The organism is Micromonospora sp. Utrum1 (assembly GCF_057197805.1).
The window spans coordinates 5,629,132-5,642,104 of sequence record NZ_CM170071.1; the positions used below are offsets into that span (position 1 = coordinate 5,629,132).

At 74.4% G+C, this 12,973-nt stretch carries 11 protein-coding genes; 3 read left to right on the forward strand and 8 right to left on the reverse strand.

Annotation, left to right across the window (positions count from 1 at the left end; genetic code table 11):
- Window positions 1-66: 66 nt before the first annotated feature.
- Window positions 67-1,143: an AAA family ATPase gene (locus tag AC0OLQ_RS26395; protein ID WP_484528510.1), complete on the reverse strand. Its 1,077-nt coding sequence runs from the start codon at window positions 1,141-1,143 to the stop codon at window positions 67-69.
- Window positions 1,144-1,193: 50 nt separating this feature from the next.
- The gene (gene pnuC, locus AC0OLQ_RS26400) at window positions 1,194-1,847 is read right to left on the reverse strand and encodes a nicotinamide riboside transporter PnuC (RefSeq protein WP_484528511.1); all 654 of its coding nucleotides are present in this window, start codon (window positions 1,845-1,847) and stop codon (window positions 1,194-1,196) included.
- A gap of 104 nt (window positions 1,848-1,951) precedes the next feature.
- Between pnuC and AC0OLQ_RS26405 the strand changes: the two genes are divergently transcribed.
- Window positions 1,952-2,245, forward strand: a complete 294-nt coding sequence (locus AC0OLQ_RS26405; RefSeq protein ID WP_484528512.1) for an antibiotic biosynthesis monooxygenase family protein — start codon at window positions 1,952-1,954, stop codon at window positions 2,243-2,245.
- A 180-nt stretch (window positions 2,246-2,425) separates the two neighbouring features.
- On the opposite strand, the gene AC0OLQ_RS26410 is transcribed toward AC0OLQ_RS26405, so the two are convergent.
- The 4 genes from AC0OLQ_RS26410 to uvrB all read right to left on the reverse strand — a co-directional run bounded on the left by AC0OLQ_RS26410 (window position 2,426) and on the right by uvrB (window position 6,797).
- On the reverse strand, window positions 2,426-3,325 hold the full coding sequence (locus AC0OLQ_RS26410; protein WP_484528513.1) for a DUF5753 domain-containing protein: 900 nt from the start codon (window positions 3,323-3,325) through the stop codon (window positions 2,426-2,428).
- 80 nt (window positions 3,326-3,405) lie between these two features.
- A complete protein-coding gene (locus AC0OLQ_RS26415; protein WP_484528514.1) occupies window positions 3,406-3,783 on the reverse strand; it encodes a VOC family protein in 378 nt (125 codons plus the stop codon).
- A gap of 25 nt (window positions 3,784-3,808) precedes the next feature.
- Entirely contained in the window at window positions 3,809-4,663 is an 855-nt protein-coding gene (locus tag AC0OLQ_RS26420) for a helix-turn-helix domain-containing protein (protein ID WP_484528515.1), read from the reverse strand.
- A 25-nt stretch (window positions 4,664-4,688) separates the two neighbouring features.
- Window positions 4,689-6,797 (reverse strand): excinuclease ABC subunit UvrB, encoded by a 2,109-nt coding sequence (gene uvrB, locus AC0OLQ_RS26425; RefSeq protein WP_484528516.1) that lies wholly within the window; start codon window positions 6,795-6,797, stop codon window positions 4,689-4,691.
- A gap of 298 nt (window positions 6,798-7,095) precedes the next feature.
- On the opposite strand from uvrB, the gene AC0OLQ_RS26430 reads away from it, so the two are divergent.
- Entirely contained in the window at window positions 7,096-8,961 is a 1,866-nt protein-coding gene (locus tag AC0OLQ_RS26430; protein WP_484528517.1) for a hypothetical protein, read from the forward strand.
- Window positions 8,962-8,967: 6 nt separating this feature from the next.
- Here the strand turns inward: AC0OLQ_RS26430 and coaE are convergent, their stop codons facing one another.
- On the reverse strand, window positions 8,968-10,146 hold the full coding sequence (coaE, locus tag AC0OLQ_RS26435; protein WP_484532437.1) for a dephospho-CoA kinase: 1,179 nt from the start codon (window positions 10,144-10,146) through the stop codon (window positions 8,968-8,970).
- Window positions 10,147-10,306: 160 nt separating this feature from the next.
- Window positions 10,307-11,791, reverse strand: a complete 1,485-nt coding sequence (gene rpsA / locus AC0OLQ_RS26440; protein WP_357342994.1) for a 30S ribosomal protein S1 — start codon at window positions 11,789-11,791, stop codon at window positions 10,307-10,309.
- Between the two features lie 361 nt (window positions 11,792-12,152).
- On the opposite strand from rpsA, the gene AC0OLQ_RS26445 reads away from it, so the two are divergent.
- The gene (locus AC0OLQ_RS26445) at window positions 12,153-12,959 is read left to right on the forward strand and encodes a class I SAM-dependent methyltransferase (RefSeq protein ID WP_484528518.1); all 807 of its coding nucleotides are present in this window, start codon (window positions 12,153-12,155) and stop codon (window positions 12,957-12,959) included.
- The last annotated feature ends 14 nt before the right edge of the window (window positions 12,960-12,973 follow it).

Consider the following 12,973-nt stretch of genomic DNA (forward strand, 5'->3'; position numbering starts at 1 on the left):
GTTTGCCGCGGTCGTCACGTTCCGACGTCGTGGCGGGCCTCGCGCAGCCTAGGGGGTCCTAGGGGGCTAGGGTCTCGGTGGCAGCGGATCGGTGAAGGACCAGCCCGCAGCGAGCAGGGCGTCGCAGGCGCCGACGGCGACCGCCAGCCGCTGCTCGTGTGCTCCGCGCAGCTCGACCACCGGCACCCCGCAGCCGGCCAGCTCCGCCCGGAACCGCTCGGTCATCCAGGCCCGCAGGTGCTCCCCGTCGCGCAGGCCGTCGTCGGCGAAGGGCACGCCCTCGTGGTCGGTCAGCAGGTACAGCGCCGGCCGGCGGGCGGCCGCCCGGACCGCCGCCGACGACGACGCGAGGTAGCGCTCCTCCCAGATCGCGGTCGCCCGCGCGTCGGTGTCGCAGAACAGCAGCGGGCCGCTGACCCGGGCCGTTGCGTCCTCGGCGGCCTGCTGCTCGCGCACCACCTCGACGAAGTCGTCCCGGTCCCAGGTGACGTCGAAGATCGTCGCCTCCGGCCGGACCTGCCGCAGCTCGGCGAGCTTGCGCTCGGTCAGCTCGCGGCCGTGCTCCGGGACCCAGCGGGTGCCGTAGTGGGCGGCGAGCGCCTCGGCCATCGCCGTGGTGCCGGTCGACTCGGCCCCGACCACCACGACCCGGCGGACCAGCCAGGCCCGCACCGGCGGGCTCAGCCGACGCCAGTGCGCCGCCGGGTCCGCGCGCACGGCGGTGCCGGAGACCGGGACGGCGCGCCGGTCCAGGTCCACGCAGACCGCGACCGCGTCGAAACGCCGGGCCAACTCCTCGCCGTACGCCTCGGAGGAGAAGACCGCGTCGACCGGCTCCCCGCCGAGCGCGTCGGCGCACACCGCGCAGTGCAGGTCCCAGACCGCCGGGTCGGCGTAGTCGACCGGATGGTCGTCGTACCGCCCGACGAACCGCACCCAGGGCGTGGCGGCGTGCGCCTCACGCAGCCAGGCGACCCGCAGGTCGAGCGGGATCGACTCGCGCCGGGACGGGGCGACCACCACGGTGACCGCCGCGCAGCGGGCCGCGGCCGCCTCGATCAGCGCGTGGTGCCCGGCGTGCGGCGGATAGAACTTGCCGACCACCAGACCGTGCCGGAACCGACGCCCCGCGTCGCCCGTCACCGGGCCTCCCCGGTTCCCGGCCGCGGAGCCGGCCGGAGCGCTCCCCCCGCTCACGCGGCGATCGGGGCCGGGCCGGGCGGCACCGGGGTCGCGGCCGCGCGCCGGCTCAGGTCCGCCCGCCACTCCCGCAGCCCGACCACGCAGAGTGCCAGGAAGATCAGGTAGAGGCCACCGGTCAGCCAGAGTCCCTTGTACGCGTAGAGCGGGATGTAGATCAGGTCGGCGGCGATCCACAGCCACCAGCTCTCCACCAGCTTGCGGGTCTGACCGTAGGTGGCGAGCAGCGACAGCGCGGTGGTGACCGCGTCGGCCAGCGGCACCGTGGAGTCGGTGGCCCGGTCCAGCAGCGCCCAGAGCCCGACGGTGAGCAGCACTCCGGCCGCGCCCAGCGCCCACCACTCCCACCGGCCGGTCCGGGCCACGGTCAGCCGGCTGCGCCGCTCCCCGCCGAAGAGCCAGTGCCACCAGCCGTAGAGGCCGAGGACGACGTAGACGACCTGGAGGCCGGCGTCGGCGTACAGGCCGGCGGTCCAGAACAGCAGCATCAGCAGCAGCACGTTGGCGATGCCGATCGGCCAGTTGGCGATGTGCTGCCGGGCCACCAGCCAGACGTTGACCACGCCGGTGGCGAAGCCGAGCAGCTCGGCCCAGGTGGTGCCGGCCCCCAGGACGGTGAACGCCGTGGCGGTGAGCCGGTCGAGCATCTGTTCCTCCCCCGTTTCCCGAGCGCCCACCCTAGAGCGGGTGTGGCGCGCGGAACAGCCCCCGGGGCGTACCGGGCAGGGGGCGGCGTGCGAGGCTTTCGGGCATGGTTCTTGAGGTCGCGCTGATCGATGTGACGCCCGGAAACGAAGACGACTTCGCCGCCGCCTACGCGCAGGCGCGCTCGATCCTCGCCGGCACCGAGGGCTGCCGCTCGGTGCGGATGACCCGCGGCATCGAGTCGCCGTCCCGGTTCGTGCTGCTGGTCGAGTGGAACACGGTCGAGGCGCACGACGTCAACTTCCGGCAGAGCGAGCGGTTCGGGCAGTGGCGCGGGCTGATCGGGCCGTACTTCGCCGGCCCGCCGCTGGTCGAGCACTTCGTCGACGTGCCGGCCTGAGCTGTCGTACCCCTGACATAGTTTTCGGTCGACGCGCCGGCCACCGGTCCCGACGGGCATCGGGGGCGCCGGGCCCGGTGGTCGCGCGCCCAACGCCGCGCCGGGCAGCACAGCCGTCCCGACGCACATCGGGGGCGCCGTGCCCGGTGGCCGCGCGCCAACGTCGCGGCCACTGAGCGCTCAGTCGGCGTCCTGCGGTTCCCGGGGCCGGGGCACCGCCGCGGGGCCGAGCCGGCGGGTCAGCAGCTCCACCGTCTCCTCCTCCGGCAGCGCCGCCGCCAGCAGCCAGTCGACCAGCCGCTCGTAGCGGGCGACGTCCGCCCCGGCGACCAGCCGCAGATCGGTGGTGAGCGTCTCCACCAGCACGGTGCGCGGGTCGGCCGGGTCCGGGTACGCGTAGTAGGAGAACGGCGCGAGGGGGTGCAGGTCGCCGTAGGGGGAGGCGTCGCGGGGCAACAGCCGGATGGTGACGTGCGGGCGTTCGGCGAGCGCGGCCAGGTGCCGGAGCTGGTCCCGCCAGACCTCGGCGGGAAGGCCGCCCGGGTCGCAGGCCCGTTCGTCGATCAGGGCGGTGTAGTGCGGCGGCTCGGGCCGGCAGAGCACCTCCTGACGCACCGCGCGGGCGCGCACGTCGGCCTCCACGTCCACGTCGTCGGCGAGCAGCGCGCCGGCGGACACCCGCAGCCGGGCGTACTCCGGGATCTGGAGCAACCCCGGCACGAGCGCCGGCTGGTAGTCCACGATGCGCACGGCGCCCGCCTCCAGCTCCGCGTACGCCCGCTGCCGCTCCCCCATCTCGCCCAGCGCCTTGGACCAGCCGCGGCCGGTGGCGGCGTCCCGGGCGATGACGATCAGCTCGTCCCGCTGGTGGGGTGGCACGGCGTAGACGTCGAGCAGGTCGAGCACGTCGGCCAGGTCCGGCCGGCTCTGCCCCAGCTCGATGCGGGACAGCTTCGATGTGGACGCCCAGCCGAGCCGGCCGCAGACCTGCTCCAGGGTGAGCGACTCCCGGCGGCGCAGCCGGCGCAGCTCCGCGCCGAGCCGCACCCGCCGGACGACAGGACTTGCTGACAACGGCATGCGCGCCTCCCCACCGAGGGAGAGTACGCATGACCGTCACGCACGGCAATACCTTGCTCGCGGAGAGCTATCGCCGGGCGTCAGGGACGGTAGGTGCCGAAGGACCAGACCAGGCCGGCCAGATCGCGGGCGACGTAGTCGCGGGAGCCGTAGTCGGTGTCGAAGGGCGGCCGCACGATCTCCGCGCCGGCCGCCCGGGCCCGCTCGTGGTGTGCGTCGACGTCGTCGACGGCCACGTAGACGCGGTAGTCGTCGTCGGCCGGCCGGGTCGCCGGGGCCGGCCCCGGGCCGAGCATGACGAGGTCGTCGCCGTAGCCGAGTTCGGCGTGCCGCACAGTGCCGTCGGGCCCCTCGTGCACCTCGTGCACCTCGTGGACGGTGAGGCCGAACGCGGACCGGAGGAAGTCGACGGCAGCGCGGGCGTCGGGATACCGGAGGACCGGATAGATGCTTCGCATGGTTCCGAGTCTGCCGGGGGACGGGTCAGCCCGGATTGGACGAATGTGACCCGGGCCGGGCCAGCGCCGCGGGAGTCGCCCCGGCGAATTCGCGGAACTCCCGGATCAGGTGCGACTGGTCGTAGTAGCCGCAGCGCACCGCCAGCTCCGCCCACCCACGCGAGTCCGGACCGGCCGCCGGTTCCGCGGCCCCGACCGGCGCGGTGACCAGCGTGCGGCCCACCATCGCGTACGCCCGCTGGAAGCGGAGCAGCCGGGCGACGGTCTTCGGCGGCAGGCCGAACTCCTGGCGGAACCGGACCGCCAGGTGGCGCCGGCTCCAGCCGACCTCCTCGGACAGCGCGGCGACGCCCACCCCGGCGCCGCTTCCAGCGAGCCGCCGCCAGGCTCGCAGCAGGCGCGGATCGACCGGCCCGGTCACCGCCAGCCGGGCCGCGAGGGCGGCGTCGAGCCGGGCGAACCGGCCCGCCCAGTCGGGCAGACCGGCCAACTCGTCGCGGAGCCGGACCAGCCAGCGGTCGAGCCGGTCGACCGGGACCGCCCGGTTGGCCAGCTCGCCCAGCGGCAGCCCGAGCAGCCGGCGGGCGGCCGGGGCGGTCAACAGCACCTGTACCCCGACGCCCTCGCCGGCCGTACGGGTCGCGCACCAGCCGTCGAACGGCCCGGCCAGGAACGCGCTCGTGTCATGCGCGCCCCGGTCGGCCGCGCGCGGATCGGTGACGTCGAGCGGGGCGCCCCAGCCGAGGATCAGCACCACGAAGGCGCCGGCGGCCTCCCGGCGCACCAGCGGGCCGGCCGCGTGCTCGCGGTAGCCGAGGTAGCGGTCCACGTAGGGCCGGAGCCGGGGGTCGGGGAGCCCGAGCACGGCCTCGGTCAGCACGGCGGCCTCCCCCGACCCCGGTCCGTCACTTCACCCCGGCGGCGTCCATCCCGCGGAGTTCCTTCTTGAGGTCGGCGACCTCGTCGCGGATCCGGGCGGCCAGCTCGAACTGCAGCTCCCGCGCGGCGGCGAGCATCTGGTCGTTGAGCTCCTGGATGAGGTTGGCCAGGTCGGCCCGGGCCATCCCCTCCCGGGACGGGGTCGCCGCGCCGCCGCGGCCCCGGCTGCGGGTCTCCTTGACCGGCGCCTTGCCCCGGGACAGCTGCCGGACGGCCCCGCCGACCCGGCTGTTCTCGGTGTCCTCCGCCTCGCGGTAGATGTCGTCGAGGATGTCGTGGATCTTCTTGCGCAGCGGCTCGGGGCTGATCCCGTTGGCCTCGTTGTGCGCGATCTGCTTGGCCCGGCGCCGGTTCGTCTCCTCGATCGCCTGGGCCATCGACGGGGTGATCTTGTCGGCGTACATGTGGACCTGGCCCGAGACGTTACGGGCCGCGCGACCGATGGTCTGGATCAGCGAGCGGCCGCTGCGCAGGAAGCCCTCCTTGTCGGCGTCGAGGATCGCCACCAGGGAGACCTCGGGCAGGTCGAGGCCCTCGCGGAGCAGGTTGATGCCCACCAGCACGTCGTAGTCGCCCTTGCGCAGCTCGCGCAGCAGCTCCACCCGGCGCAGCGTGTCGACCTCGGAGTGCAGGTAGCGCACCCGGATGCCGTTCTCCAGCAGGTAGTCGGAGAGGTCCTCGGCCATCTTCTTGGTCAGCGTGGTGACCAGGACCCGCTCGTCGCGCTCGGTCCTCAGCTTGATCTCGTGCATCAGATCGTCGATCTGGCCCTTGGTGGGCTTCACGACGACCTCGGGGTCGATCAGACCGGTGGGGCGGATCACCTGCTCGACGAACTCGCCCTGGGCCTGCTCCAGCTCCCACGGGCCGGGGGTCGCGGAGAGGAAGACCATCTGGCCGACCCGCTCCAGGAACTCGTCGAAGCGCAGCGGACGGTTGTCGGCCGCGCTGGGCAGCCGGAAGCCGTGGTCGATCAGCATCCGCTTGCGGGAGGCGTCGCCCTCGTACATGCCGCCGATCTGCGGGATGGTCACGTGCGACTCGTCGACCACGGTCAGGAAGTCGTCGGGGAAGTAGTCGAGCAGGCAGTGCGGCGGGCTGCCGGGCAGCCGCCCGTCCATGTGCATCGAGTAGTTCTCGATGCCGGAGCAGAACCCGACCTGGCGCATCATCTCGATGTCGTAGGTGGTGCGCATCCGCAGCCGCTGAGCCTCCAGCAGCTTGCCCTGCCGCTCCAGCTCGGCCAGCCGCTCGGCCAGCTCGACCTCGATGTCGCGGATCGCCCGCTCCATCCGCTCCGGGCCCGCCGCGTAGTGGGTCGCCGGGAAGATGACAAGCCCGTCGACCTCCTTGACGACGTCACCGGTGAGCGGGTTGAGGTAGTAGAGCTTCTCCACCTCGTCGCCGAACAGCTCGATCCGGACGGCCAGCTCCTCGTAGGCCGGGATGATCTCCAGCGTGTCGCCCCGGACCCGGAAGGTGCCGCGCTGGAAGGCCATGTCGTTGCGCGTGTACTGGATGTCGACCAGCCGGCGCAGCAACTGGTCACGGTCGAGCTCCTGCCCGACGGCGACCCGCACGGCCCGGTCGAGGTATTCCTCCGGGGTGCCCAGGCCGTAGATCGCCGACACCGTGGCCACCACGATCACGTCGCGCCGGGTGAGCAGCGACATGGTCGCCGAGTGCCGCAGCCGCTCGACCTCCTCGTTGATCGAGGAGTCCTTCTCGATGTAGGTGTCGGTCTGCGGGATGTAGGCCTCGGGCTGGTAGTAGTCGTAGTAGGAGACGAAGTATTCGACCGCGTTCTGCGGCAGCAGCTCGCTGAACTCCTTGGCGAGCTGGGCGGCGAGGGTCTTGTTGGGCGCGAGCACCAGGGTCGGCCGCTGCAGCCGCTCGACCAGCCACGCCGTGGTGGCGCTCTTGCCGGTGCCGGTCGCGCCGAGCAGCACCGTGTTACGGTCGCCGCGTCGCACCCGACGCTCAAGATCGTCGATGGCTGCCGGCTGGTCGCCGGCCGGCTGGAACTCGCTGACGACCTGGAAGCGGCCGTCGAGCCGGGGAATGTCGAGCGCCATGACCTCAACGGTACGCCGGAGGACCGACACTTCCGGGCCGAGCACGGACCGTCCCTGATCGGCTTCGATATTCCCATTGTGTGCCTCATCTCACCGGACTACCCTCGTACCGTAGGCCGCTCGCGGCGGCCGACCGGGCAGGTGGCCGCCCCTCCGGGGCCCGGCCGCCCCCGGCACCGGGGGTCGCAGCACCCGAGAAACCGGCGTGCGCACCCGAGGTGGTCGCGCTCGATGCGCTGACCGGCCGCCGCGAGCGCCCCTGCTCGTCACCGAAACCCGGCCGCCGCGTTGGGCACTCGTGGAGACCTCTCCCGGACGCCGGCCGCGACGGGCTCGCGGCACCGGCCCGCTCCCCACCGACGACACCCACCCCGCCCCGCCCGATCCCCTCCCGTCCGCCGCCCCGCACGGGGGCGAGCCCACGGCCAACGCCGACCGCCCTCCGGGCGAGCCGCCCGCGCCCGCCGACCCCGCGGCGGACCACCCGGACGGTCCCGCCGGTCCCGCCGGCCCCGCCGCGGACGACCCGGACGGTCCCGCCGGCCCCGCCTCCGTCCCGTCGATCCACCCCCGCACCAACACCTCGATCCGCCCGAGCCGCCCGGGCCGCCCCACCGCGCCTGAATCCGAGGCGAGGCCCGCCCCCCGCGAACCCGGCCGGGGCCACCGCCACGCCCGCACCAGCGTCAGCGCGTCCTCCCCCGGCCACCGCCGGCGGGCCGATCCGGTCGGCAGGCGGCCAGCCGCCTCGTTCGAGCCGCCCGGCGACCCCGAGCTGGACGGGAGCAGCGACCCACCCGAGCCGACCCGCCGCCGGGCCACCCTGGTCGCGCTCGCGGCGGCCGCCACGGCCTCGGCGGCCGCCCTGGTCGCCGGCCTGCTGAGCTGGTCGCCCGAGCCGGCCGACCCCGCCGAGCCGGCCCGCCCCCTCACCGTCGCCGAGGCCGACCGGCTGGCCGCCCTGCGGGTCACCAACCAGCGGGACGTCCGCGCCGGCGTCCGGGTCACCGTGGGCGAGGGCGGCGGGCGTACTGAGCTGGTCGGCTGGGTCGACTGGGCTCGGCCGCTGGTCTACCTGGATGTCGCCGGCCCCGGCGCGGGCGCCGAGCGGGGACTGCTGCAGGCGACCGCGTCGACGCTGCTGGTCCGGCCCGATCCCGCCGCCACACCCGCCCCGGCGCCGCCCCCGCTGGTGCCACCGGCCGACCGGTGGCGGCTGCGGGAGCTGCCGGCCGGGCGGGGCCTGCCGGCGGTCCGGGACCTGCTGCTGGGCCTCGCCGCCGACCGGGTCGAGCCCGCCGGCCCCGAGGCGCGCTGGCTGCACCGGGAGACCGTCGACGGCGTCCCGGTGGACGTCCTCGAGGCCCGCCTCGCGTCACCTCGGCCGACCGCGTCCGGAGGCGGCGCGGGGCCGGCGCCCGACCGGCCGCTCCGGCTCTGGGTGGACCGGGACGCCCGGCTGCACCGCCTGGCCGGCTGGCTGCCGGACGGCACCCCGGTCACCGTCGAGCTGGCCCGCACCGACCGCCCCACACTGCGCCCGGTGGACGCGCTCGGCGGGCGTCCCGGGCTGCCCCGGGCGCTCTCCGACGCCGAGGCCGACCGGTTGGCCCGGCTGCCGGCCCGGCTGCGGGCGGCCGGCGGCGCCACGCTGACCCTGGCCGCCCCCTCCGCCGACCTGGGCGGCACCGGCTGGCTGAGCTGGGCGGGCTCCACCGCGTACCTCTCGGTGGTCGAGGTCGGGAACCCGGGACGCCGCACGCTGCTGCGGGCGCGGCCGGGACGCGTGGCCCGGCTCGTGGTGCCGGCGGGCGGCGCGGCGGCCCCGCCGCTGCCGGCACCGGCCGGGCTGGTCAGGGCGGCTGGACGAGCGCCCGGCGACGACGTGGAGCGCTTGCTCGACGCGGCGCTGCAGACCGGCCGCACCGCCGTGCCGGCCGCCGGGGCGGTCCGGATCCGCGGTGACCGGGTGGCGGACCGGACGGTGGACGTCATCGAGGTACGCGGCCGGCTGCGCTGGTGGATCGACCGGGGCGGGCTGCCGCGCCGGCTGGAGCTGCGGACCGCGCGGGGCGTCTGGGCCCAGTTGGAACTCGCGCCGGGGCGGGTGCCGGCGCTGCCCGGCGCCGAGCGCCCGGTCAGGCCGCCGGCGAAACGCCGCTGAGCGGGCTCACGGGCGCCAGCCGGTCTGCGCGGCCCACTCCTCGGCCCGCAGGTGCTCCTCGTCGAACCAGGGGTCCTTCAGCGTGCCGTAGGTGGCGCTGTCCGGCGCGGAGGCCACCAGTTCGCGCTTCAACTGCAGGTACGCGGCCCGCTGCCCGGGGTCGGCGCGCAGGTGGTCGCGCGTCAGCAGGGCGTACCGCCAGCCGGGCGAGTCGGCCACCCGCAGATGCAGGTGCACCGGGCGGCCGGGATCGGCGCTGCCGTGCAGCCGCTTCTCCCAGCGGAGGCTGGCGGGCGGCCGCGGGTTGTCCCACCAGTCGCCGGGCAGCCGGGGGAAGCCGGCCTCGGCCAGCCGGTCGGCGAGCGGCCCGTCCGCCTCGGCCAGCGACGGCACGGTGAGCTGGATGTCGATGACGTCCTTGGCGGCCAGCCCGGGCACGGCGGTGGAGCCGATGTGGTCGATCCGCAGATCGGGGCCGGCCGCGTGGCGGATCCGGGCGGCCAGCCGGGCGTACTGCTGGGGCCAGGTCGGGTCGGGCTCGGTGAGCACCACCTGCTCGGGCCGGACCGCGCGGCATTCCCGGACGTTGCGCTCGTAGGGCAGCAGGCGCTCGTGCCAGAGGGTGTCCACGGCGGCGTGCAGGTCGGCCAGCGTGCCGTCGTTGCCCAGCAGCACGTCCGCCGCCGCCTGCCGGCGGGCGTCGTCGGCCTGCGCGGCGATCCGCCGCTCCGCCTCCGCGCGATCCATGCCGCGGTCGCGGGCCAGCCGCTCCAGCCGGGTGGCCACCGTCGCCTGCACCACCACCACCAGGTGGTACGTGGGCGCGAGCCCCACCTCCACCAGCAGCGGCACGTCGTTGACCACGACGGCGTCCCGGGGCGCCGCGGCGACCAACGCGGCGGTGCGGGCCCGGACCCGGGGGTGGGTGATCGCCTCCAGCCGGCGGCGGGCGGCCTCGTCGCCGAAGACCAGGGCGCCCAGGGCGGCCCGGTCCAGCGCCCCGGCGGCGTCGAGGACCCGGTCGGAGAAGGTCGCGACGATCTCGGCGAGACCCTCGCTGCCCGGAGCGACCACCTCGCGGGCGATCCGGTCCGCGTCGATGAGCACCGCGCCGAGCGCGGCCAGTCGGTCGGACACCACGCTCTTGCCCGACCCGATCCCGCCGGTCAACCCCACCTTCAGCACCGGGACAGTCAACCCGATCACCGTTCGCGGTGCCAACTTCCCCCGGGCACGGCGAAGGCCCCGCCCCCGGCGACCCGGTGGTACCGGATCGCGCGGAGACGGGGCCTGTCGTCAACGACTGCTCCAGCGTCAGCCAGGCCGAGCTGGAGTCGTCACCGGGTCACTTGCCGCCGGCGAGCTTCTCCCGCAGCGCGGCGAGCGCCTCGTCGGTGGCCAGCGTGCCGGCCGGCTCCTCGGCCTGACGGCTCGGGGCCGTCGTCGTGGTCGTGGTGCCGGTCACGGCCGGGGCCGGGTTGGCAGCGGCCTCGGCGTCGGCGGCCCGGGAGGTCTGCACCTGCTTGGTGTGGGCCTCCCAGCGCTGGCGCGCCTCGGCGTACTGCTGCTCCCACGCCTCGCGCTGCTTGTCGTAGCCCTCGAGCCACTCGCCCGTCTCCGGGTCGAAGCCCTCCGGGTAGATGTAGTTGCCCTGCTCGTCGTAGGTCGCGGCCATGCCGTAGAGGGTCGGGTCGAAGTGCTCCTCGCCCTCGACGAAGCCCTCGTTGGCCTGCTTGAGCGACAGCGAGATCCGACGGCGCTCCAGGTCGATGTCGATGACCTTGACCATGACCTCGGAGCCGACCTGCACGACCTGCTCCGGGATCTCCACGTGGCGCTCGGCCAGCTCGGAGATGTGGACCAGGCCCTCGATGCCGTCGTCCACCCGGACGAAGGCGCCGAACGGCACGAGCTTGGTGACCTTACCCGGCACGATCTGCTGGATCGCGTGGGTGCGGGCAAACTGCCGCCACGGGTCCTCCTGGGTCGCCTTCAGCGACAGCGAGACCCGCTCGCGGTCCAGGTCGACGTCCAGGACCTCGACCTCGACCTCCTGGCCCACCTCGACGACCTCGGACGGGTGGTCGATGTGCTTCCAGGAGAGCTCGGAGACGTGCACCAGGCCGTCCACGCCGCCCAGGTCGACGAACGCGCCGAAGTTGACGATCGAAGAGACGACGCCCTTGCGGACCTGGCCCTTCTGCAGCTTGTTGAGGAACTCGGTGCGCACCTCGGACTGCGTCTGCTCCAGCCACGCCCGGCGGGACAGCACCACGTTGTTGCGGTTCTTGTCCAGCTCGATGATCTTGGCTTCGAGCTCGCGACCGACGTACGGCTGCAGGTCACGCACCCGCCGCATCTCGACCAGCGACGCGGGCAGGAAGCCGCGCAGGCCGATGTCGAGGATGAGACCACCCTTGACGACCTCGATGACCGAGCCGCGGACGACGCCGTCCTCGTCCTTGATCTTCTCGATCGTGCCCCAGGCCCGCTCGTACTGCGCCCGCTTCTTGGAGAGGATCAGACGCCCCTCCTTGTCCTCCTTCTGGAGGACAAGGGCCTCGATGTGGTCACCGACCGAGACGACCTCGGCGGGGTCCACGTCGTGCTTGATCGACAACTCCCGAGAGGGGATGACGCCCTCGGTCTTGTAGCCGATGTCGAGCAGGACCTCGTCCCGATCGACCTTGACGACGGTGCCTTCGACAATGTCGCCGTCGTTGAAGTACTTGATGGTCTCGTCGATCGCGGCGAGGAAAGCCTCCTCGGAACCGAGATCGTCGTGCGTGACCTTGTTGGCGCTCGAGGGGGCCTCGATGCTGCTCGTCATGTGGGCGGTTGCTCCGGTCGGATGGGTTGTCACAGCAGGCGTGGCGTCGCAGTGACCTGTCCGCGCCAGCGGATCCGTCGCCGGGCACACCGAACGATCGCCATGAGAAGATCATTAGTGGCTCCGGTGACCGCGCACCTGCTCCCTGCCGAGGCACACGATCCGCGAGCGCATCGTCTAGCCTACCCGCTGCATTACCACAGCGTGCAAGCCCTCCCGGGTCTCCTCGGGCGCGTCAGCTGCGAAAGCGGAGATTTCGCGCGGTAAGGTGCCACAGCTGTCTCGTCCGTCACAAGTGCCCCACCCGCCACACGGCCCGCCCGGCCGCCGTGGGCGGCACCCGGGGGCCTAGCGTGAGCGGGTGGACGACGACAGGGTGACCCGGCGCCGGGTGGGCGCGGCCGAGGTCCGCCGGGCCAACCGGGGCTGGTGGGACACGGACGCCGACGCCTACCAGGCCGAGCACGGCGCGTTCCTGGGCGAGGTGGACTTCGTCTGGTGCCCGGAGGGGCTGCGCGAAGCCGACGCCCGGCTGCTCGGCGAGGTGGCCGGCCACCGGATCCTGGAACTCGGCTGCGGCGGGGCCGCCGCCGCCCGCTGGCTCGCCACTCAGCACGCCCGGCCGGTCGCCCTGGACCTCTCCGCCGGCATGCTGCGGCACGCCGCCGAGGCCGCCGTCCGGACCGGGGTACGCGTACCGCTCGTGCAGGCCGACGCGCTCGCCCTGCCGTTCGCCGACGCAGCCTTCGACACGGTCTGCACGGCGTTCGGCGCGATCCCGTTCGTCGACGACTCGGCGGCGGCGATGCGGGAGGTGGCCCGGGTGCTGCGCCCGGGCGGCCGCTGGGTCTTCGCGGTCACCCACCCGATGCGCTGGATCTTCCTGGACGACCCGGGCGAGGGCGGGCTGACCGCCGTCCACTCGTACTTCGACCGCTCCCCCTACGTCGAGCAGGACGAGCACGGCGTGGCCACGTACGTCGAGCAGCACCGCACGCTCGGCGACCGGATCCGGGAGCTGGTCGGCGCCGGATTCCGCCTGCTGGACCTGGTGGAGCCGGAGTGGCCGGCGGGGCACGAGGGGATCTGGGGGCAGTGGAGCCCGCTGCGCGGCCGGCTCTTCCCCGGCACCGCCATCTTCGTGGCGGAGAAGCCGGCCGCCGGCTGAGCCCGCCGTTTCCG